Source organism: Paenibacillus sp. Marseille-Q7038 (assembly GCF_965111595.1).
Map to the genome: position 1 here is coordinate 2196612 of NZ_CBCOOM010000001.1, position 22056 is coordinate 2218667.

A 22056-nucleotide genomic window follows, 5' to 3' on the forward strand; every position below is an offset into this window, starting at 1 on the left:
GTCGGTCAGTTTTGTTCATGGTATATACCTGATAACTATTTTATTTAACTAAAAACCATGTAAGCGGATATTCTAGGAGTCACTTCAAACTTAACACACAAGTTTTCCGCTTTGAACGTAACTCCATTCCGAAATTCCGGATTTGTATTGGAGAAGCGGTCCGTTTTTAGACACTACATTCGGCTTCCCTATTTACTTCGTTTTGGTGAATTCCGTACTTGGCTTAGACGCTCTCCATACTTAAAGACAAGAATGCCTCCTATGATCACGAGAACTCCAATCAATTTGTTCATTGTAAATTCAATTTTTTCTAGTCCAAAAAAACCAAGCGAATCCCATAATAACGCAAAACTTAATTGAGACGTGAGCACAATAGATGTCGAAAACGTAGGCCCGAGTAACTTGATTCCCTGCATCAAACTAAATACGACCCCTACCCCAATCGCTCCGCTGATCCAATACCATGCCTTCATATTCTCCATATGATATCCACCGGTTCCTTCTACCACTAAACTAATCGCAATAGAAGCGATTGCTCCAAGTCCAAGTACTATAGTCGTTGTAAACCAGGAACCTGTGTGTTCGCCCATTTTACTATTAAAAACAACCTGCATCGCTACAAATGAGCCTGCAATCAAAGCTATCATAATTCCTATTGTCATATCATAACGGGTCCTTTCCAATCTTATTACATTACAACTTAAGAATAATAACTCCAATAATCATCATCGCGATCCCAAGCAACTGCGGAATGGTAATTTTCCGCTTCATTACCCCAAACCAACCATTGATGTCGATTAGATATGTGAGACTAAGCTGGGCAATTAACAAGGCAGATATCGTGAGGGTTACACCGATTTTTTGGATCGCAGTCACTTCACTAAAAATAATAATTGCTCCCATCAGGCCACCCGTTATGTATAGAGGTTTTACCTTCTTGATCGCGCCAAAGTTTCTTTCACGCACAAGCAGCATAATGAGTAATGCAATCACAAACCCGGTAGTTTGTGTAATGGCAGCCGCCTGCCATGTCCCCATATCTTCACTAATTCGGGTGTTCGCTATCCCTTGCAGTGTAATACACGCCCCACCCAAAATGGCAAATAAAATTCCTTTCAATTTCTGTACTCCCTTCTGTCCAAAAGATACGTTCAGCATGTCTAATCATACAAGCTCGCTATGAAAAAAGGCAACCCAATAAGAAAAGGACCAGAAACCGATAAGGTTTCTAGTCCTTTATGAATGTACGGATTAGAATCTGTACATTTTCCTGCTTTATACCGGGTTATGCTTTTGGAGCAATCATTTTGGATGGATCAACATACTCTGCAAACTGTTCTTCTGTCAAAAGTCCCGAAGCAAGTGTTGCTTCTTTTAACGTCAGACCATTCTTATGCGCATGCTTCGCAATCTTCGCTGCGTTCTCATAACCGATATGCGGATTGAGCGCTGTAACTAGCATGAGGGAATTATCCAAGTTCTGTTTAATTGCCTCTCTATTCGGCTCAATACCAACGGCACATTTGTCATTAAATGCACGAATGGAGTCTGCAAGTAACTGCACGGATTGTAAGAAATTATAGATAATAACCGGTTTAAACACATTCAGTTCGAAGTTACCTTGGCTTGCCGCAAAACCTATGGATGCGTCATTTCCCATCACTTGTGCAACGACCATAGTGAGAGCTTCACTCTGCGTTGGATTTACCTTTCCTGGCATAATGGAGCTACCCGGCTCATTCTCTGGTATCGAAATTTCTCCTAGACCACTACGAGGTCCACTTGCCAGCCAACGTACATCATTCGCAATCTTCATTAGATCCGCAGCGAGTGCTTTGACGGCACCGTGGGTATAGACCACTTCATCATGACTTGTCAGGGCATGGAACTTGTTTACTGCAGAAGTAAAGTTTTTGCCTGTTGCTTTACTAATCTCTTCTGCGGTCATCTCGCCAAACTTAGGATGAGCATTAATTCCCGTACCTACTGCGGTTCCTCCAATAGCAAGCTCCTTCATGGTCTCCACACTAGCTGCAATCATACGCTCGCTTTTAGCAAGCATGGCTTCCCAGCCGCTGATTTCCTGCCCAAGTGTAATCGGAGTAGCATCTTGCAGATGAGTACGCCCTATTTTAATGATATCCATGAATTCTTCCGATTTCTGATGGAGTGTTCCTTTTAGCAATCGAATAGCTGGCAGCAATTCATCTTCCACTGCAATAACACCTGCAACATGAAGCGCCGTAGGGAATGTATCATTAGAACTTTGTGACATATTCACGTGATCATTCGGGTGAAGACGTTCTTCCTTAGCTTGTTCAGCGAGCCACTGATTACCGAGATTTGCAATCACTTCGTTTGTGTTCATATTGGACTGCGTACCACTTCCGGTCTGCCATACAACGAGCGGGAAATGATCATCCACGCGGCCACTCAAAATCTCATCGGCTGCGTATACAATTGCTGCCGCTTTATCTTCTGAGAGCTTGCCAAGCTGAAGATTACTTTGGGCAGCACTTTTTTTCAGTATCGCAAACGCACGAATGACCTCAATCGGCATTTTTTCCTGACCAATTGGAAAATTCTCTTTACTGCGCTGTGTTTGCGCACCCCATAAACGATCAGCTGGAACCTTCATCTCACCTAGCGTATCTTTCTCAATACGGAAATCCAATTGCAATTCCTCCTTCACCGAATCTTATGGGATCCTAAGTTATTTTTATGAAGAAAAGCTTGAGCAGCAGATATCCTCACTGCCTATTAACTATTGAGATCTATTTACTACATACAACCGGCTGGCTTGTTCAAAAACAAAACCTGGTTCTAGTGCAATCAGCCCGATTTCCTCGTTTGATTTTCCTGTTACATTAGGTGCATTTACGAGATTCATCTGCGGTTCAGGACAGAAAAACTGATTGCTCGCATTGTTGTTCCAGATCATCCAGTGCTTATACGATGTACCTACATCATAAACAAGCGTATCTCCTGTTTTTGTGTTCGTAAGTTCCATGTAGTTACGTCCATTCTGAGGCTCAGAAGTATAGTGATTATCCATCGCTTCAAAATATGGATTCACGCCTTCTGTCTTTAAGAGCTCTTCTTCTTTGGATAAAGGCTGTATGTCGCCTGTCGGCAAACTACGAGCATTCAGCTCATAACGCTGACCAATCGTCGCTTTGACTTTATAATCAGAAGCCTCGCTTGCATTATCAAATGGCGCCTTGATTGCCGTGTGAAAAGCTAATAAATTAGGCATCGATTCCTTACCTTCATTTATAATGGTAACTTGTTGCTGCAGTCCTAGCTCGCTAAGTGTATAACGAAGACGGATCGTATATTCAAACGGGAGATACTTATAAAATTCATGTCCTTCTCGTACAATCTGTTCGACAATGACATAGCTCTCCTGCTCAGTTGTACCAAAACTTACAACCTGCCATGGTATGTAGTGCATAAATCCATGCAGATGATTGCCCGTTGCTTCTTCATTAATTGGCAATTGATATACCTTGCCGTTCCAAGGAAACTTACCATCCTCGAATCGATTCGGCGGAAATAGTACAGGAATTCCATATACTCCTGGGTTCTCTTTTAATTCCTCAGCGTGATCTTCACCTGGTTCTCTCAGGTAACTATGACCTCGCTCTACATCACGAAAAGAAACTAGATTCCCTCCGATTTCCGGGATCATCTTAGCTTCGTAAGGGCCTGACTTCAAAATGATAGCAGGAAAACTTCCGTATGTTCCTTCATATGCTGTATGCGTATCTTGTACCATGTTTCTTCAACGCCTCCTATATGTAGCGCTTTCATATCTAGTATGAAGCAAAGTTATTCTCTTGACGAATATATCATGTTCTACAAAAAAATTCTATCATATGCCTTTATGGTGCAAAAAATAGGAGAGGTATCCTGTATATAATTCCAATAAGCACTTCTCTAGAGAAGTGCTTATTGTTTATTACCCTTGAAGCATATTATGAAGCAAGTTCAGCCACTTTTTCTGGAGTAATTGCTCCTTTGTAGATCTGACTCATCAATCATACCTTTGAAAGGAGTATCCCACCAGTTTGTACCTAAACTGAAGGTTCCTTTATTATCTGTAAAAATATCAGGGAAACCTTTGCCCGTATATTTTCTGCTCCATCAACATATACGGTAACTGCGTCACCATTCACCGTAAATGCATAGTGAGTCCACTTTTGAAGCGGTGTTTTCACATCCGTTTTTGCATCGTACCACGCTTCACCTGACCACAACATCGCGTTGTTTTTTGCCCCATCATGTCCCATCGGCAGCATACTAATCCAGTTTTTATTCGTTTGTGCTCCGAAGAACACGGGAGTGTAGGGCTTCAATTCATCTGCATATACCCACATCGCAACCGAATAACTGTCGCTTGAAATCAGTCCGCTTGGAAGAAGGATACCTGACTTCCCGTCAAACGCGGCTGCTTTCCCTTTTACCCCATCCTTATATGAGATCGTTCCACCATCTGGGTTACCGATTTTATCTCCGATCACCGTTCCGCTTCCAAAGCTGCCTTTGGTATCAGTTAACTTTTCCTCAAAAGAAAATTCAGCGGAGAGTTCAGCTTCGCCTTGTTCCTCCTTTGGTAAGTCCTCAGCTAGTTTTGCAGCTACTTCCGCAGTAATCGCAACATGGTAGATGCGAAGTTCATCCATCAGCCCTTTGTATGCAGTATCCCAGAAGTTAACACCTAAACTGAATACGCCATCTTTGGTCGTAAATACATCTGGGAAGCCTGAGCCTGAATAAGCCTCGGTTCCGTTAACAAACACTTTTACAAATCCATTATCGACAGAGAATGCAATATGTTGCCACTGATTCGTACGAATTCTTGACCCGATGGATGCATTGTACCAATTCTCACCAGACCATAGTGTTGTCGTATTATCCCCTGCTTGCGGTACAAAACTGATCCAACTTTTATTTGATCCGCCAAAGAAAGTCGGTGTATACTGTGTGATCTCTGTAGGCTTCAGCCACATGGACACAGAATACTCTTTCCCTTCAATTAAACCATTCGGCAGCTTAATACCCGATTTTCCGTCAAATATAGCTCCGTTTCCTACGACACCCTTATCATAAGTAATTGTACCGCCTGTATTATCGATGCGATCTCCCGTAATCGATCCTTCACCAAAGGAACCGAATGAAGGGGATAGATTATTTTCAAAAGAATACTGCGCGTGTAAACCATACGCAACATCAACCGGTGCCACGACAATCGTAAATGTTTTCGTCATTACTGCACTACCCTTAGAGATCGTTGCTGTCAGTGTTGCCGTTACATTCGGCTCGCCGACCTCTGGAGGGTTCACTTCTCCTGTCTCAGACACAACGTTTGGATTAGATGTCTTCCAGGAGATTTGAGTGTTGCGAGCCCCCTTCACAGGAAGGATAAGGTTAGAAGAAACATTAGATGTATTACCTAATGTAAGTGCCTGCTCCACATCTTTTACAACCTCTTGATCTGTTTTCTCAGGCTGTCCAATACCCCAGATCGTTTCTCCCGCACTTGAAATAGCCGTAAATGTCATCGTTTCCTTCTGTAAAGTTTCGTCCCATTGTTTTACGAAAACTCCATCATAGTTGACTCCGTCCACGGTTAGCTCTGCATAGTAATTATTTTTTAATTTCCATGTACCGGTTACTCCTCCGGTTATTTTGTGATTTTTGTTCAGCGTAATATCAACGGAATTGGTGATATCTCCTGAATAAGCTAAGCCATGGTTCACAAATTTATATTCACCTGGAATATCTTTTGTCTTGAGTTTCGTAAGGGACTCGCCCGCATAGCGATTAGCCGCTACTACCGGCCAACCATCCTTATTCATGTACATTTGGTGAACACGAAGCTCGTGTGCTTCTCCTTTTTGCGGGAAGCGAGCATGGAAGAACAAGAATTGTTTACCTGTCTCTTCATCGTAATATACCGAGTTATGACCAGCAGATACGTAACCATAACCTGTACCTGTTCCCGGATCCCCAATCTCTCTCTTGAAGAGGAAGTTACCGATCATTTTAATTCCATAAGTTTCATTTTCCGCGCCACTTGGCAATACAGCATTTTTCCCCTCAGCATCGACATACGGACCCTGAGGATTCTTCGATCTGAATTGTCTCATGTTGTATCCGCCGTCAGCCCCAAGCCAGCCGTAAGTAACCGTTAAGTAATAGTAACCCGTCTCTTCATCATAGACAATAAACGGGCCTTCTCCTGATTTCGTATAACCGCCGGCAATTTTCGTACCAAAATAACGATCAATGATTCGTCCATCTTTCGTGGTTCCATCTTCTCCTGGATAAATTGCTTCCCCCGTTTCCGGGTCCAGTTCGAGTAAGAAAATACCGCCTGACCAAGAACCATAGGTCATCCATAGCTTACCGTCTGTATCATAAAATAAGGTGGAATCAATCGCGTTAGGATACACGGTGTTATTGAATGATCCGTCTGCTTTAAACCATTGTTCATTAGGACCGCTTAAAAGCTTCTCGTCAACCAATGTTTTGATATTGGTATTTGTCCATTTTTTATTCACTTGACTATCTGTATCTTTAGCATCATTTTTTGTGAATCCAGAGTAAACAATGGTATCTACATACTCATAGGGTCCTTCGATGTTTTGAGATACCGCATAACCAATCGCGGAACGGATATAGGTGGATGATGCACTGTAATACATCATATAAGCACCCTTTGTATTGTCTTTATTGATGTAATCTTCGTTCCAGAACACGTCCGGTGCCCAAACCGAAAAGCCACCTTTACTATCTGAATCGTTTTCACCAGCCCATGCGAATGAGCCCTTCAAATTCTCTGAAAGATTGCCAAAGAGAACATTATTAGGGGTTGTGTATCCATTCGTAAACGTTGTCCAATTCATCAGATCAGTCGATTTAGCTGCCTCAATATGAGAACCGAATACATAATATTCTTTTCCGTCTTTAATGATGGAAGGATCATGGACTGATACATTCGTAAAGGTTGGAGATCCCTCTTTATTTAACGTAGTTCCGCTTGTTGGAAGCCCTTTCAAATCTACAGACTGTGAAGCACTTCCTTGTTTACCGCTTACCTTTGAATCCTGGCTGTCTGCATAAGCAAAAGTCGGTACAAGCAAAGCAAATACGAGAATCATTGCTACATATTTCGATAAAGTTCTTTTCACATTAAAGTCCTCCCCATAAAGTATGACAAGCGTGTTTCTCTTTACTTTGTAAACGAATACAACAATCCAGCCATTGAATGGCTTTTCCTTATCTACCACCTATACGACCATAAACCACGCCCCATTACTCGCATGTTAATACATATCCTAACTAGTTAATATTTGTATTCTAACGTCATTTACCAATTTTCGTCAATGCTACAATATATTAAATGAGAATAAGGAACACCCTGTCTATCAATAGAAGCTAATAAACATATGAATTATTTTACTTGTATATTAATTCTTGGTTCTATATACTAAATAACCTGGATTATATTTCTATAAAAGGAAGGTAGATACGATGTTACGTATGGGAACCCCAGAAGAAGCAGGCATGTCCGCATCAAAAGTAGCTTACGCTACCAGCTATGCGAAGCAGATGGTCGACAACAACATTACCCCTGCTGAAGTCATACTTGTCGCAAGGAAAGGCATCATTGTCTCCCACCAAGCATTCGGAACGCTCACACCAGCTGCCGATTCACCACAGTTAGCTACTAATGCTTTATTTCCCTTATGCTCCATTACTAAAGTGTTCACTGCTGCTTGTATTATGATATTGGTTGAACGAGGGCTCATCGGTCTGAATCGTCCCGTGTCAGACTACATACCCGAATTTCAAGGAACCGGAAAAGAGAATGTGCGAATTCACCACCTGCTGACCCACACTCCGGGAATGAATGGAGAAGACGTATATACTTACGCGATAGGGGATGGATCAACAATGGATATCCCTCCTTGCGAAGAATCAGAAGAACCTTATTTCCATGAGTACCTCCATAGGAGATATGGCGCTCCCCTATCCAGCAAGCCGGGTGAGATCATGTCTTACCTTGGATTTGGATATGATCTACTTGGAGATATCATAAGGAGAGTCAGTGGAATCTCCTATCCCGACTTTGTTAAGCAAGAACTGTTTGAGCCGCTTGGGATGAATGACTCTTATTTTAAAGTCCCTCACGCCGAACGTCATCGCATTGTGAAACGATCGCCTGAAGACCCTTGTTCAGAATGGCTCGAAACAGACGAAATGATAGACTCCGTCTCCCCTTCAGCAGGTATCTATAGCAGTGCCATGGACCTTGCTATCTTTGCTCAGATGTTCCTCAATAAAGGTACATACGGGGATCAGCGGATCCTCTCTCCCATTTCTATAAAAGAAATGACAAAAAATCATATTCCAGGCGTCTCCTCCGTCTACAGAGATGAAACTTTTCCAGAAGCGAGCTGGGGATATGGCTGGAGTATTAATGGGAATAAAAAAGATGGCGGAGATTTATTTTCCCAGCAGGCATACTCTCACTGGGGAGCAGCAGGCGTATTTGTCGCAGTTGATCCAGTATATGATATTATATTAATTCATTTTACGATCGAACGAGATTTGGAGAAACCTTTCAAAAATATGTACACAGATCATTTTAACAATGTTGTGCTGGCCGCGATTGAACAATTTTAAATTTCATCACAACAAAAATAAAGATATCCCAAATTGCGGGATATCTTTATTCATCATTTCTCTGATCTATTAGACGTATTTCCCTTGTCTCGGTAGGGCAAGCCGGTCAAAGTCCCGAGCAAGACGATCCAATTGACCTCTAAGTTCTGTACTTGCCATCATATGACCATGTCCCGTAATGGCAAACTCTGGTTTAAGATCAGCAAGCGTCTGAACAGAAGTTTTGGCAGCGTCCCAGTCAGTAGTGAAATACATTGGAGGTCCATGGAGTTCTTTATCCTGGAAAATAACATGCCAGAGCGATTCTTGCTGGACTGTGATAAACGCATCCCCTGCAATAAGTGCCCCGTCCGTCTCCCGGTATAAAGAGATGTGGCCTGGGGAATGACCCGGTGTAGCAATCCAGCGCCATTCTGGGGCGTACGGTACACTATGATCAGAAGGAAGCGCATCAACCCGATCATCCAAATGAATTGCTTCGTTAGGAAAAATAAAGGATGCACTAGCTAGTAAACCTCCGCCAACCGTAGGATCCGCTGGTGGATAATCCGTTAGACCTGTTAGATAAGGTAATTCTAAAGTATGCGCAAATACAGGTGTTCCCCAATGTTGCTCCAGCTCAATCACATTACCCACATGATCAAAGTGTCCATGAGTCAACACAATCGCTAAAGGCGGTCCATCAAAACGTTCTTCTGCAATTTCAATAATATCTTTCGCGAAGCCCGGCATCCCTGTATCGACTAGAATCCATTGTCTAGAACCTGGGGTTCCGACAAAAAGGACATTAACAAACAATGTTCGCAGACACAATAAATCGGGTGCAACCTCTTCTAGAGCCGTCTTGCCTTCCGTTATCAGATTATCAGATGCCATGCGACGGATACCTCCCATTCTTATTGGAATGCCCCCTATGTGCAATCAATCATCTGTAGAATTCCCAAGTTCCCAGAAAATATGTGCTTCGTAAGAAAAACTCACCCTACTATCTATAGTCGGCATGTCACAAAAATAGAACAACCATTCATATTAAGACAAGCTTTGTCACTTTTCGTCTGCTTTATTCAGGAATTGAATCAATTGCTGCATCTAGAAGATCATTATATAAATCATCATCTTCCTCGAGCCTTGCATCCAGTTGCAAAAATTCTTCCTCTACTCCCGGTTCAGCCGCAAAATGCAGGCTATAATCCCAATCCTTGCCGTTCTTACTGAAGAAGGAGATTTCATATTCCGTCTTGCTCTCCCCGATCGTAAATACAGTATTCCCTAACCAATGTTTCTCTTCATCCCTGTGCATGGATGCTCTGATTATGTTATAACTCACGTTTTTCTCTCCTTATAATCCTAATTTCATTTTTTGATTTCTTTTTTTGAAAACCCATTGCAATAGTTCATTTTTACCACTTATATTGTACAATAATAAAATAGCTTTGCGAAAGAGTCTGGATTCACTCATCCGGGCATGCTAATCACATCGCTTTTTTAACCAAAGGTAGAAAAATATATCATAGCGTGTGAAATGGAGGAATTTTACAATGTCTGATTTTGCTCAAAAACTAAAAGCTTATGCTGAACTCACCATTAAAGTCGGGGTAAATATCCAGCCTGGACAAGCGCTTATTGTTCATGCTCCTGTTGAAGCTAGAGAATTTGTACGTCTAATCGTGAAAGAAGCATACGATACAGGCGCTAGTTTTGTTAAAGTTCAGTGGAATGATGAACAGATCACTCGTATGCAGTATGACCTTGCTTCCGATGAAATATTTGAAAAAGAACCAAAATGGTATGCCGGCGAGATGACGGAAATGGTGGAAGAAGGGGCTGCTGTCCTACATATTCTGTCCGAAAATCCCGATTTACTTAAAGGTGTCAATCAAAATCGAATTGTAGCTGCTCAAAAAGCACGCGGCAAAGCGATGGCCAAATATCGCGCATATCAACAAGCTGATAAATTCAGCTGGTGTCTGATTGCTGTTCCATCTCCCGAATGGGCTGCCAAAGTATTCCCGGATTCCCCAGAACAAGAACAAGTACCTATGCTTTGGGAAGCCATCTTTAAAACGGTACGTATCGGTGAAGCCGATCCTGTTGCTGCATGGCAGAAGCATATTACTACCCTAGAGAACAAATCAAAAGTGCTCAATGAGAAGAAATATAAAAAATTACACTACATCGCACCGGGTACAGACCTTACGATTGAGCTTCCTGAAAGACATTTGTGGGCCCAAGGAGACAGTATCAATGAAAAGGGACATACGTTTGTAGCTAATATGCCTACAGAAGAAGTGTTTACCGCACCGCTGAAGACAGGGGTTAATGGTACAGTGAGCAGTACGAAACCTCTCAGTTACGGCGGAAATCTAATTGATAAATTCTCACTTACATTTGAGAATGGCCGTATTGTCAACGTGACAGCTGAAGAAGGCTTAGAAGCCCTGCAAAATCTCGTTGATATTGATGAAGGATCCCATTATTTGGGTGAAGTAGCACTTGTTCCTCATCAATCCCCCATCTCGGATACTAACATTTTGTTCTATAATACGCTATTTGATGAAAATGCCTCTAACCACTTGGCTATTGGCAGCGCCTATGCCTTTACCTTAGAAGGCGGCAAAAACATGAACCAAGAACAGCTGGCAGCAGCTGGACTCAACACAAGTCTAACACATGTTGACTTTATGATTGGTTCTTCTGAAATGGATATCTATGGGATTACTGCTGACGGTACAAAAGAACCGATCTTCCTTAAAGGAAATTGGGCATTCTAATTCAGCCAGATGTAGATCCTTTACTCAAAATACACTCTATTAAAAAGGTTGCCCGGCGGTCTATTATTTAGACCTAAGGCAACCTTTAATTTTTCATACCATGATTATGGCTTCAAGATTACTTTCAAGCAGTTCTCTTCTTTTTCCGAAAATATTTCATATCCACGCTCTGCATCTTCCAAATTCATGCGATGAGTAATAATATCAGTCGGATCAATTTTACCTGTCTTGATTTGATTGTAGATTTCTGGGATAAAATGAATCACCGGAGCTTGTCCCGTACGTAGCTGGATATTACGTTCAAACAGATGACCAAGCGGGAACATATTATAGTTAGCACCGTACACCCCTATCAACTGAATGGTACCGAACTTTCTTACCACTTCTGTTGCTGTTCGGAATGCCCCTAAGGAGCCTCCTTGAAGCATGAGTGCCGTTTCCACTTTTTCAGCTACTGTTCGTTTTGCATCCATCCCTACACAATCAATAACTACATCGGCACCACCATGCGTAATTTCCTTCATATAACCTTCAAAACCTTTGATCTCTTCAAAATTGAAAGTTTCCACATGATTTGTCCGTTTCGCATGTTCTAAGCGATAGTTAACATGATCTACAGCGATCACCCGCTTAGCACCTGCCTGCCAAGCAAATTTTTGGGTGAACAGGCCAACAGGACCACAACCTAATACGATCACTGTATCTCCCGGCTTAACTCCTGCATTTTTCACGCCCCAATACGCAGTCGGCAGAATATCCGAAAGAAAGAGCAGCTTCTCATCTTCCATCTCTGCATCTTCCGGGATCACAAAAGGCATAAAGTCACCATAAGGGACACGTAACAGTTCTGCCTGTCCACCTTGGTAGCCGCCATAGGAATCCGAATAACCTAGCAAGCCGCCCGTATCTTTAGCCTCGTTTGAATAATCACACTGACTTTCCATCTCATGTTTGCAAAAATAACATTCTCCGCAAGAAACATTAAAAGGAATAATTACTCGATCTCCCTTTTTCACATGTGTCACATCACTCGATACTTCCTCTACAATTCCCATTGGTTCGTGACCAATAACGTAGTCTTTATGCATACCGGGAATAAGTCCATTATAAATATGAAGGTCCGATCCGCAGATTGCTGTCGATGTGACTCGGACTAGAATATCTTTGTTCCCCTGCAAAGTAGGATCTGCAACTTCCTTTACCTGAACTTTTTTCTTTCCTTGATAAGTTAGTGCTTTCACTTACTCCACGCTCCTTTTACATAATAAAATTTCCAATAAATCCTTGTGCTTATATAGTAACCATCACAGCTGAAATTAAACGAGAAATTGAAGTTTACACATTTCAGTTCTTTATTTAAGAGGTTTTCACATAAACATGGAATGATGGACCGTAGAGATAGGAGTAAGAAGTTTAAATTTATGGAGAATAATCTCAATTTATAGTAAAATAATGGAATACATGTTTAACAATAGAGAGATGTACTAGAGAGGGGATAATCATGTCTACCCGGATCCAACTGCTGTTGGCTGCGGACTATAATGATCTTGGCGAATCCCTACAGAGAGAGATCTACTATGAATTCTATCAGATGATGTACGGATTTATCGTATATATTGTGAAGGATCGCTCTGCAGCTGAAGACATTATCCAGGAAGCATTCATCAAAATTATCAAAAACAAACCCGAATTCGAGAACGAAATCAAGTTAAAAGCTTGGCTGAAAGTAGTAACTAAAAATACAGCAATTAATTATTTAAGAAAAAATAAAAAATATCGTAACCTTTTGGATGCTGACAGTGTCTTCTTAGATGTAGAGACCGTACAACAAACCTCTGTATCTATCGAATCGATGGTAGAGACCAAGCTGATGCAGGAATCCATAGAGCGCTATATGGAGACGCTGAAACCAGAGTACAGATCTCTCATTGAGCTTCGCTGGAAAGAAGGACTTAGTTATCGTGAGATGGCAGAACTTCTTGATCTGCGGGAAGATGTAATTAAGCAACGTCTTTTCAGAGCCAGAGAAGCAATTAAGAAACTCCTTTATAGAGAGTGGGGTGCGGCTAATGAGCAGCGAAAAGTCCGTTAATAAGTCTGCTGACGATTCAAATAACATCTATGAGAGAGAATTTGAAGATGTTTTTGATCTTGCTTTCGAAAATGCCGCTGCTGCCTCCACCACGGTAGACAAAGAGAGTATGGAGGCATCCTGGTACAACATGCAGGGCGAGCTTCAGAAGATCCGCAAACGAAAACGTAGATCAAAACGATGGCAGCTTGGAGGAGTCGTTGCCGCTTCCATTATGCTAGGTGCAACTATTTTTAGTGTTCCTGCAGGACTTCAAGCGAACACGCTTTTTGTTGAAAAACTTGAGAAGATTGGTGACGACTTTATATTAAGTTTTACGGGTAAGGAACAAGAAGAAGAAAATACAGGAGCCTTAACCGCCCCTCCGCCCGACATCTCTAAACCTGTTCCAACAGAGGAAAGCACGGGACTACCAGAAGGAACTACAATCGTAAAATATGACTTAGAGCGGGTGACGGTCTCAAGAGAAACTGCTATGGACGGAGCTACATTTGTCTACCATGACTTTGAGGTTCCGTTTATTCCGGATCGGAAAGAGTATCAGCTCTTAATAGATCAGAATAATCCCATTGACCCAGACAATATCTATCATTCCGAAGAAATGGTACTCGAATATTACAAAGACAACAAGAATTTATTGACAATTGAAATGAACCAAAGGTTCAAAGAAAACGATGATACCTCTTTCCACATCGGTATTAATGGAGAACCGGAAGAAATCACTCTCGAAGATGGAACAGCTGCTGTATATTATGACGCCACTTTGTCTGAATATGACCATGTGGCTTACCGGAACAATCTCGTATTTGTCATTGTTACAGGCACCATTGGAAAAGAAGATTTAATTGCCACTGCGAACGCGATTCAAGCCAGCAATCGTTTTGAACTGAAGCCTTAAGGCATGCATAACTATTAAAAAGCCCAGTACATGTACTGAGCTTCTTTCTTTTTCACTATGTAGAATTGCAAAACACCCAGTAATGATGTTATTTCAATAGACGCGATGGGCTTGTGTAAGTCGCTTTTTCAATCACGGAACCAACTCTTACTGTATGGGTAGAAATTACTCGATAATAATAACCCGCACTCACGGCAAAGCTTTCATTAAGACTGACTGTTTTAGAAGTGCTTTTTGAAGATGTCTTACTCGTTACCGCAACCCATTCCTCACCTGTCCAGCGCTGTATCGCAGCATCGATTCCTATAAAATCAGCAGTAACGGATGCCCCCGTATTACCAAATACAGAACCTGTTCCGCCACTGGAATACGAAACATCACTGGTATAAGCACTCAAATACTTATAAGTAGCTTTTACCTGAGCCGTCTCTTCTGCAGGCGGTTTTGTAGTTAGTGCTCCTTCTTCTTTTGCTGGATCAGCACCAGCGACACTCGCAAACCCTAAAGATAGTACTAACACAAGCAAACATAAAGCATGCAGTTTGGTACCTCGCACGTACTTTTTCATTGATCTCCCTGCCTCACATTATCATTTTAACGCGGTTCGTTATCGCGTTTCATAAGTAGTACGCGGATATTTGGTTTTGGTTTCATATAAAGTAAATTTTTTACATAAGAAAGACCGTCTCCATTTGGAAACAGTCTGCTTTGTTTTCTTATTTTATTATATCTGAAGTATGGACTCACAACTACACTAGATGGCAAGCCACATGATGCCCTTGCTCAATTTCTCTAAATAGTGGTATTTCAGAAGAACAACGTTCGACTGCAAAAGGACAACGAGTGTGAAATTTGCAACCGGAAGGTGGATTCATGGGAGATGGGATATCTCCTTTCAGTACGATTCTTTCTCTCTTAAGCTTAGGTATGGGAATAGGCACAGCGGATAACAAAGCCTTTGTATAGGGATGCAATGGGCGAAGAAATAGATCATCTCTTGTTCCCATCTCCACCATGGAACCGAGATACATGACTCCGATTCGATCACACAAATGTTCAACCACACTAAGATCATGAGAGATAAATAGATAAGTGAGACCTCTAGAGACTTGCAATTTTTTAAATAAATTAATGATCTGTGCCTGAATAGAAACATCAAGGGCAGATACCGGTTCGTCCGCTATAATCAGTTCAGGATTTAGGGCAAGGGCTCTCGCTATTCCGATTCGCTGACGCTGTCCCCCGGAAAATTCATGCGGAAATCGATCATAATGATAAGCAGATAAACCACAGGATGTTAACACCTCAGTAACTACTTCACGAATCTTTTCTTTAGGCACGAGCTGGTGATCTAAGAGAGCTTCACCAATGGCATCCCCTACTCGAATCCTCGGATTCAGAGAGCTATACGGATCTTGAAAGATAAGCTGCATTTTGGGTCTAAGCTGTCTTAACTCTTGCGGTGATAGAGCATACAGGTCTTTCCCTTGAAACCGAATCTCTCCTGCCGTCTTGTCATGGAGTCGTAAAATGGTGCGTCCCACCGTACTTTTTCCGCTCCCAGACTCACCTACAAGGCCAAATGTCTCACCTTGATACAAAGTGATATTTATATCGTCAACTGCTTTTACATACCCTATGGTTCGGCCCATAAGACCTTTTTTCACGGGAAAATACTTTTTCAGTGACTTCACTTCCAGTAATGCTTCAGACACGAGCGGCCACCTCCTCGTACAACCAGCATGCCGTCTTTTGTAGTGGAGCTACTTCTCTCAGTTTCGGTTCATTCGTTCTGCAGATCGGCATGCAATGTTCACAGCGATCACTGAAATAACAGGATTCCGTAAGGGTCAGCGGATTCGGAACTTGTCCAGGTATGGAGTAAAGTTCCTCCTGCCGTTGATTAATAACCGGCTTAGATTTAAGAAGTCCTTGTGTATACGGGTGTTTGGGAGAACGGAAAAGCTCAACCACTTCGCCCTCTTCCACTACTTTGCCGGAATACATCACAACCACGTAGTCGGCCATTTCGGCAACCACACCCAAATCATGAGTAATCATCAGAATAGACATGTTAGAATCTTCTTTGATTTTTCGGAGCATTTCGAGAATTTGGGCTTGAATAGTAACATCAAGAGCTGTTGTCGGCTCATCAGCAATAAGGAGTTTGGGATTACATGAGATGGCGATCGCGATCATCACGCGCTGCAGCATTCCTCCACTCAGTTCATGAGGATAAGACTCTGCAATTTGCTCGGAGCGAGCAATTCCTACTTCTTTCAAGAGTTCAATCGCTCTTTTTTTAGCTGTTTCTTTTTTCATTCTTTTATGAATGATCAGCGGCTCCATAATCTGTTCACCGATCTTCATTACGGGATTTAAACTCGACATCGGTTCTTGAAAAATCATCGTAATGTCATTTCCACGAATGGTTCGAAATTCATTTTTGTCCATCTTCAGCAAATCTTGATCTATAAAATTAATTTCTCCATTCACAACCTTGCCCCCAGGTTCCTCAATCAAACCCATGATAGACATAGCAGTTACGCTTTTACCGCATCCCGATTCTCCCACAATACATACGGTTTGTCCCTTAGGTACCGTAATACTCACATCATCCACTGCTCTCACGGGTCCTTCATCTGTGTAAAAATGTGTCTTCAGGTGATTAATTTGTAGTAACGATTCCATTTGGTGTTCACCTACCTCTTCTGTTTGGGATCAAGCACATCACGTAAACCGTCCCCAAATATGTTAATGGCAATGACTGTAATAAAAATAGAGAATCCAGGTGGCATCCAAAGCCATGGATGTTGCTGAAAATCAATTAAGTTATTCGCAGCATCAATCATATTGCCCCATGTTGGCGTCGGCGGCATTACACCTAATCCAAAAAAGCTCAGCACCGATTCACTTAGAATTGCACCGCCGATACTTAAAGTTGCCATAACAATAAGAAGTGGATAAATATTCGGCAATAGATGATGGAACAGTTTCTTTCGATCCCTGAGTCCGAGGACAGTCGCGGCATGCATAAATTCTCTTTCTCGTAAGCTGAGCATCTGTCCCCTCACCATTCGGGCGAGTCCCGGCCAATTGACGAGTCCAAGCATCAGCATAACCACGTACATTCGGTAATCTGGGGGTACTTTCCACTCAGATAAAAGCGCACCGACTATAAATAGCAGCGGAAGGCTCGGAATGGTTAGCAACAGATCGGCAATCCTCATAATGAGTTGATCTACAACCCCTCTATAATATCCAGCTACTGCTCCAAGCGTCGCTCCAATCAGAACAGATAACGTCATGGAAGCTAGCCCTACTGTTAGGGAAATACGCCCTGCTTGCATCACTCTAGTAAGTACATCTCGTCCCAAGTTATCTGTTCCGAGCCAATGTTTCGCATTGGGTGCCTTCTTCATCTCCAGCATATTGATTTTGTTATCTGCGTAAGGAGAGAATAATGGACCTAAGAAGCAGATAAGGAACATCAGGAGCACCACAACAAGACCGAAAATCGCCAGTTTGTTACGTAATAGTTTTCGAACGGATTGACGCCATAGAGAAGATTTATACTCAACACCAGGACTTGTACTTGCTTTTGTAGCTCTGCTAATTGATGACATTCGATTCACTCCTTAATCGAGCTTGACACGCGGATCTGCGAGTCGATACAGCAGGTCCGACAACAAGGTGCCAAGGACAGTTAAAATCGCGATAAATACAGTAAAGCTCATCAGCAGAGGATAATCACGCAAAGAAAAAGATGACATATAAAGCTGTCCTATACCTGGCCAGTTAAAGATCTTTTCAATAATTAACGATCCGCCGAATAGTCCTGGAAGCTCAAAACCGATGAGCGTAATCGCCGGAAGCAGAGCATTTCGGAGGGCATGAGTGAATAGTACTTTACGTTCAGTAAGCCCTTTAGCTCTCGCTGTTCGGATATAATCCTGTTTGATAACATCAATCATGTTACTGCGGATATATCTTGTGAGTGAGCCAATTCCAAGTAGTGTCATGACTACAACAGGCAGTGCCATATGTTCAATCACTTCTTTTGCATAAGCAAGACCGGTTGCATTACTCCCCGTTGTTGTCATTCCGCCTGGCGGAAGCCATTTCAGGTCAACGGCAAACATCTTGATCAAATACAGACCAATGAAAAAGGACGGAATGGACATGGCGGCAAAAATAATCAGCATGACCACGGTATCAAACCATGAATACTGTTTGTAAGCTGAAATAACTCCAATCACAACAGCAATGAGCCATGTGAAAAAAGTCGACACGGCAGCAAGTAGAAATGAATTCCAAATATATTCGTTAAAAAGGGTTAACACCGGTTTTTGTTGCGCTAGTGAATAACCAAAGTCACCTTGAAGTGCGTTTTTAATCCAAATCACGTAGCGATCGAGCATCGGTTTATCAAGTCCATATAACTCCCGCAGCTCTGCTTTACGTTCTGGGCTTAGCTTTATATTACTCGACACGTAATCTCCTGGCGTGAGAGCATATAGACTAAAAATAAGAAATGAAGCGGCCAGCAAAATAACAAGTATGTAGGTGAGTCTTTTGACAAGGTAAGTGCTCATGTTATGCTCCTTATCTGTTAAGCTTACGTCCGCCTAAGGGTCTAGGTCGGACATAAGCTAACTTTTTGATTCTCTAACGAAATGCTATTGTTCTATTTTCCATTCAGGTAATGATTGGGCAATGCCACGGTATGGGCTAATACTTACGTTCTTCAATCTACCATTATTGGCGTATACCGATTTCCTGTAGGATGTAAAAATAACTGGCAATTCATCATTCAGAATTTGATACAATTCTTGATACACTGCTTTACGTTCCTCTGTATCTACCGTAGCTAGACCTTTTGCATATAACTCTTTTACTTTCGGGTTATCATAGCCAGCCAAAGAACCATCGATAAATTGATTAACGCCATCCGAAGGATCCGTTAGCATTGGCGTTGAGAATGAGGCCATATCATAATCTTTACTTTCTACTTTGGACACTAAAGCGTTAAAGTCTGCAAATACTTCGGGTTGAAAATCGATGCCGATTTCGGCGAAATTCTCTTTTGCTACCGCAATAAAAATATCCGTTGCCGGGCTTTTGAAACCAAGATAGTGAATGGATAATTTTTTACCATCTTTCTCACGAATCCCATCTCCGCCTACGGTCCAGCCTGCAACATCAAGAAGTTCCTTCGCTTTTTCTGGATTATACTCGTAAGGGTTAATCCCTTCTTCGGTATAAGACCATGAGATCGGAGCTGCCGGAATGTTAGCTACTTCACCCGCTCCTTGATTGGCATCTACATAAATGGCTTGACGATTTAATCCGTGAGTAATAGCTTGGCGCACTTCTTTTTGTTTCATCTGTTCATTCTCAAGATTCAATTGGAAGTATCCATAAGTGCTTGGTGTATAAGGCAGAATATCGACATAACCAAGACCTTTTAATTTATCGATGTTTTCCTGTGTTGCTGTATAAGAAGCAAGATCCACTTCGCCTGTTTCAAGGAATTGCCACGTATCGCCCTGAGAAGTTTTATAGATAAAACGTTCGACACTTGGTTTTCCTTTCAGATAATGTTCACTTGCTGTGAAACGAACCTCTTGTCCTGGCAGGAATTTCTCTAATATGTAGGGTCCATTACCCAGTGGAGCAGAATGTAGTTTTTGTAAATAAGTGAGTTCGCCAAACTTATAATCTTTACCGTAATAGGCTTTAGATAGCACATTACCGCCGAGATTTAGAAGAGCAGTCGCATTGGGTTCCTCAAGCGTTACAGAAACCGTATAAGGATCGACTATGTTAATGCCTTCGATGCTGTCTGCTTTTCCCTCTTTGTAAGCAAGACCGCCTTTTACTTTCATCAGTGAAATATCGGTATCGCCATCGTAAGCTTTGTCATGCAGAAGCGTCCAAGTAAATGCAACATCTTCAGAAGTAAGGGGTGATCCATCACTAAACGTACCTTTCTCAGGTAAATGGAAGGTATATGTTAATCCATCTTCAGATACATCATAACTTTCTGCATAATCCGCTACAGGGAGCCCCTCTGCATCCGAAGTAATGAGTGATGTGTACAAAAGAGATGCGACGTTACCGTCGTAACCGCTCTGTGAGAAATAAGGGGTGAATGATCCACTTGGATCGGTGAGCCCCACAATAACCGTGTCTGTTCTTTGTACAGCCGTTTGAGGTAATTTGCTGAGATCTGATGCAGGTACCTTTTCAGTTAGCAGGTTCGTTGCTACAGGAGCCTCACCTGACGGAGCATTAACCGATGTATCTGTGCCCGTGTCGGCTGGTGAAGCACCTTCTCCTGAACATGCAGATAACAGAAGCGAGCTAGCAAGCAATAACGAGGAAGCATAAGCGATCCTTTTTCTCATAAAACATCTCTCCGTCTCTTTATACATTTTTTTGAGTAACGACCTTACAAAACACGGAAGCATTAATTCCGATAAACTAGGTATGTTTTGATCGATTAGTCATTATTATAGAAATCAATTGCAGTTCTGTAAATAGAGAACTGGTTATTTTTTTGGAAAATATTCAACTTTTTATCTTTTTATGATAAATAAAACCATCAAACCCCTTATCACATAAGGAATTTGATGGTTTTCAACATTTTTATGCTTCTATGTAATTTAGTAAACTTCGTTCCACCTGACGCAGCGCATGTGATCTAATACTGTATTCAATCAGATTCTCTCCGTCAAAATGAGCATATAAGAGTCCACTGCTACGCAGTTTGGAAATATGATCATGCGTAATTCCCTTCGATAGTTGCAAATGTCTGACAATCTCAATAAAAGATCGTGGTCCTTGGTGTAGATATTTAAGTATTTTCAGACGATTTTTCTCACCGAGACTACGAATCACTCGCAAATCATGCGGAGGAATAACGGAATCTTCCCCAAGGTAAATAGGCGCAGCATAGTGACAGACAATGGTATTTCCATAATGCCAAAAAATATGTAGCGGCTGAAAATGGTACTGCGGAATGAGCACAATGCGAACAAGCCCCTCTGTTCTGCCAAACACGAGTCCTCGAGTCGTTTCATCAAGTAAAGAATCTGCCGATTTATATTCTTTTTCAGCAAATCGTACTGCATATTCTGCTTGAAGGGCTTTACACACCTCAGGACGGAGTTGTTTGAAATATTGTTCATTCCATTCGTAAAATAGTTCCTTATATCGCTTCCTAAACCTGTTCATTTCAAATTCAGGAACTTCAAAATCCCACTCTTTGCAAAGAGAAACGAAATGGTCAAGCAGCTCTTTGTCTGATGTATTTTCTAAAAAGGTTATGTAATCTTCCGCAGTATTTATGTCTTCTCGTTCTAACAACAGATAGGCATACTTCCATTCATCATCCATTTGCCAATCGTGCAGTAAAGAACTGTACTCTGTAGTCAGCATGCTCTGAGTCTGCTTGACCCAACTAAGCGAGAGTTCAATCTTTTTATGTGATTTGCGACAAATAAAAGTATGAAGACTGTTCATAAACTCATATACAGGTTTAAACCGAAAGGTAATCTCATAACTCATAGCTTCACACTCCTTCGTACCCTATATTA

The 22056-nt window shown here is 41.8% G+C and carries 19 protein-coding genes and 1 pseudogene; 4 read left to right on the forward strand and 16 right to left on the reverse strand.

The features are described 5' to 3' along the window. Positions 1-188: 188 nt before the first annotated feature. The 6 genes and pseudogenes from ACWPWY_RS10385 to ACWPWY_RS10410 form a co-directional block, all read right to left on the reverse strand. Complete coding sequence (locus ACWPWY_RS10385; protein WP_454191632.1) at positions 189-662, reverse strand: DMT family transporter; 474 nt, start codon at positions 660-662, stop codon at positions 189-191. Positions 663-693: 31 nt separating this feature from the next. Next, positions 694-1119 (reverse strand): DMT family transporter, encoded by a 426-nt coding sequence (locus ACWPWY_RS10390; RefSeq protein ID WP_454191633.1) that lies wholly within the window; start codon positions 1117-1119, stop codon positions 694-696. 166 nt (positions 1120-1285) lie between these two features. Continuing rightward, entirely contained in the window at positions 1286-2674 is a 1389-nt protein-coding gene (gene fumC, locus ACWPWY_RS10395; RefSeq protein WP_454191634.1) for a class II fumarate hydratase, read from the reverse strand. Positions 2675-2764: 90 nt separating this feature from the next. Further along, entirely contained in the window at positions 2765-3778 is a 1014-nt protein-coding gene (locus ACWPWY_RS10400; RefSeq protein ID WP_454191635.1) for an aldose epimerase family protein, read from the reverse strand. A 298-nt stretch (positions 3779-4076) separates the two neighbouring features. Then, positions 4077-4523 (reverse strand): LamG domain-containing protein, encoded by a 447-nt coding sequence (locus ACWPWY_RS10405; RefSeq protein ID WP_454192850.1) that lies wholly within the window; start codon positions 4521-4523, stop codon positions 4077-4079. Between the two features lie 99 nt (positions 4524-4622). Further along, positions 4623-7166, reverse strand: a pseudogene (locus tag ACWPWY_RS10410) (LamG-like jellyroll fold domain-containing protein); the annotation flags it as partial. 373 nt (positions 7167-7539) lie between these two features. On the opposite strand from ACWPWY_RS10410, the gene ACWPWY_RS10415 reads away from it, so the two are divergent. Further along, positions 7540-8694, forward strand: a complete 1155-nt coding sequence (locus ACWPWY_RS10415) for a serine hydrolase domain-containing protein (RefSeq protein WP_454191636.1) — start codon at positions 7540-7542, stop codon at positions 8692-8694. Between the two features lie 69 nt (positions 8695-8763). On the opposite strand, the gene ACWPWY_RS10420 is transcribed toward ACWPWY_RS10415, so the two are convergent. Then, positions 8764-9570, reverse strand: a complete 807-nt coding sequence (locus ACWPWY_RS10420; RefSeq protein ID WP_454191637.1) for an MBL fold metallo-hydrolase — start codon at positions 9568-9570, stop codon at positions 8764-8766. Positions 9571-9754: 184 nt separating this feature from the next. Further along, entirely contained in the window at positions 9755-10021 is a 267-nt protein-coding gene (locus ACWPWY_RS10425; RefSeq protein ID WP_318245285.1) for a hypothetical protein, read from the reverse strand. 211 nt (positions 10022-10232) lie between these two features. Between ACWPWY_RS10425 and ACWPWY_RS10430 the strand changes: the two genes are divergently transcribed. Then, complete coding sequence (locus ACWPWY_RS10430; RefSeq protein WP_454191638.1) at positions 10233-11465, forward strand: aminopeptidase; 1233 nt, start codon at positions 10233-10235, stop codon at positions 11463-11465. Between the two features lie 104 nt (positions 11466-11569). Here ACWPWY_RS10430 and ACWPWY_RS10435 read toward each other — a convergent pair whose 3' ends face one another. Beyond that, a complete protein-coding gene (locus ACWPWY_RS10435; RefSeq protein ID WP_454191639.1) occupies positions 11570-12706 on the reverse strand; it encodes a zinc-dependent alcohol dehydrogenase in 1137 nt (378 codons plus the stop codon). Positions 12707-12966: 260 nt separating this feature from the next. Between ACWPWY_RS10435 and ACWPWY_RS10440 the strand changes: the two genes are divergently transcribed. Next, positions 12967-13557, forward strand: a complete 591-nt coding sequence (locus ACWPWY_RS10440) for an RNA polymerase sigma factor (RefSeq protein ID WP_454191640.1) — start codon at positions 12967-12969, stop codon at positions 13555-13557. Then, positions 13535-14455 carry a hypothetical protein gene (locus tag ACWPWY_RS10445; RefSeq protein ID WP_454191641.1) on the forward strand — a complete coding sequence of 307 codons (921 nt, stop codon included), beginning with the start codon at positions 13535-13537 and terminating at the stop codon, positions 14453-14455. Before ACWPWY_RS10440 ends, ACWPWY_RS10445 begins: the two co-directional genes overlap by 23 nt. Positions 14456-14543: 88 nt before the next feature. Here the strand turns inward: ACWPWY_RS10445 and ACWPWY_RS10450 are convergent, their stop codons facing one another. The 7 genes from ACWPWY_RS10450 to ACWPWY_RS10480 form a co-directional block, all read right to left on the reverse strand. Next, entirely contained in the window at positions 14544-15023 is a 480-nt protein-coding gene (locus ACWPWY_RS10450) for a hypothetical protein (protein ID WP_454191642.1), read from the reverse strand. A 181-nt stretch (positions 15024-15204) separates the two neighbouring features. Further along, a complete protein-coding gene (locus ACWPWY_RS10455; RefSeq protein ID WP_454191643.1) occupies positions 15205-16170 on the reverse strand; it encodes an ABC transporter ATP-binding protein in 966 nt (321 codons plus the stop codon). Next, positions 16163-17146, reverse strand: a complete 984-nt coding sequence (locus ACWPWY_RS10460; RefSeq protein ID WP_454191644.1) for an ABC transporter ATP-binding protein — start codon at positions 17144-17146, stop codon at positions 16163-16165. Before ACWPWY_RS10460 ends, ACWPWY_RS10455 begins: the two co-directional genes overlap by 8 nt. Before the next feature lie 11 nt (positions 17147-17157). Further along, positions 17158-18081 (reverse strand): oligopeptide ABC transporter permease, encoded by a 924-nt coding sequence (gene opp4C, locus ACWPWY_RS10465; RefSeq protein ID WP_454191645.1) that lies wholly within the window; start codon positions 18079-18081, stop codon positions 17158-17160. A gap of 12 nt (positions 18082-18093) precedes the next feature. Further along, a complete protein-coding gene (locus ACWPWY_RS10470; RefSeq protein ID WP_454191646.1) occupies positions 18094-19050 on the reverse strand; it encodes an ABC transporter permease in 957 nt (318 codons plus the stop codon). Between the two features lie 84 nt (positions 19051-19134). Continuing rightward, positions 19135-20865 (reverse strand): ABC transporter substrate-binding protein, encoded by a 1731-nt coding sequence (locus ACWPWY_RS10475; protein ID WP_454191647.1) that lies wholly within the window; start codon positions 20863-20865, stop codon positions 19135-19137. Positions 20866-21106: 241 nt separating this feature from the next. Continuing rightward, the gene (locus ACWPWY_RS10480; RefSeq protein WP_454191648.1) at positions 21107-22027 is read right to left on the reverse strand and encodes an ArsR/SmtB family transcription factor; all 921 of its coding nucleotides are present in this window, start codon (positions 22025-22027) and stop codon (positions 21107-21109) included. Positions 22028-22056 lie beyond the last annotated feature (29 nt).

Bases quoted from the DNA above. Each gene is read 5' to 3' on its own strand.
- ACWPWY_RS10400 (WP_454191635.1), bottom strand. From the start codon at position 3,778: ATGGTACAAGATACGCATACAGCATATGAAGGAACATACGGAAGTTTT.
- ACWPWY_RS10385 (WP_454191632.1), bottom strand. From the start codon at position 662: ATGACAATAGGAATTATGATAGCTTTGATTGCAGGCTCATTTGTAGCG.
- ACWPWY_RS10450 (WP_454191642.1), bottom strand. From the start codon at position 15,023: ATGAAAAAGTACGTGCGAGGTACCAAACTGCATGCTTTATGTTTGCTT.
- ACWPWY_RS10420 (WP_454191637.1), bottom strand. From the start codon at position 9,570: ATGGCATCTGATAATCTGATAACGGAAGGCAAGACGGCTCTAGAAGAG.
- ACWPWY_RS10430 (WP_454191638.1), top strand. From the start codon at position 10,233: ATGTCTGATTTTGCTCAAAAACTAAAAGCTTATGCTGAACTCACCATT.
- ACWPWY_RS10475 (WP_454191647.1), bottom strand. From the start codon at position 20,865: ATGAGAAAAAGGATCGCTTATGCTTCCTCGTTATTGCTTGCTAGCTCG.
- ACWPWY_RS10470 (WP_454191646.1), bottom strand. From the start codon at position 19,050: ATGAGCACTTACCTTGTCAAAAGACTCACCTACATACTTGTTATTTTG.
- opp4C (WP_454191645.1), bottom strand. From the start codon at position 18,081: ATGTCATCAATTAGCAGAGCTACAAAAGCAAGTACAAGTCCTGGTGTT.
- ACWPWY_RS10415 (WP_454191636.1), top strand. From the start codon at position 7,540: ATGTTACGTATGGGAACCCCAGAAGAAGCAGGCATGTCCGCATCAAAA.
- ACWPWY_RS10445 (WP_454191641.1), top strand. From the start codon at position 13,535: ATGAGCAGCGAAAAGTCCGTTAATAAGTCTGCTGACGATTCAAATAAC.
- ACWPWY_RS10440 (WP_454191640.1), top strand. From the start codon at position 12,967: ATGTCTACCCGGATCCAACTGCTGTTGGCTGCGGACTATAATGATCTT.
- ACWPWY_RS10460 (WP_454191644.1), bottom strand. From the start codon at position 17,146: ATGGAATCGTTACTACAAATTAATCACCTGAAGACACATTTTTACACA.
- ACWPWY_RS10480 (WP_454191648.1), bottom strand. From the start codon at position 22,027: ATGAGTTATGAGATTACCTTTCGGTTTAAACCTGTATATGAGTTTATG.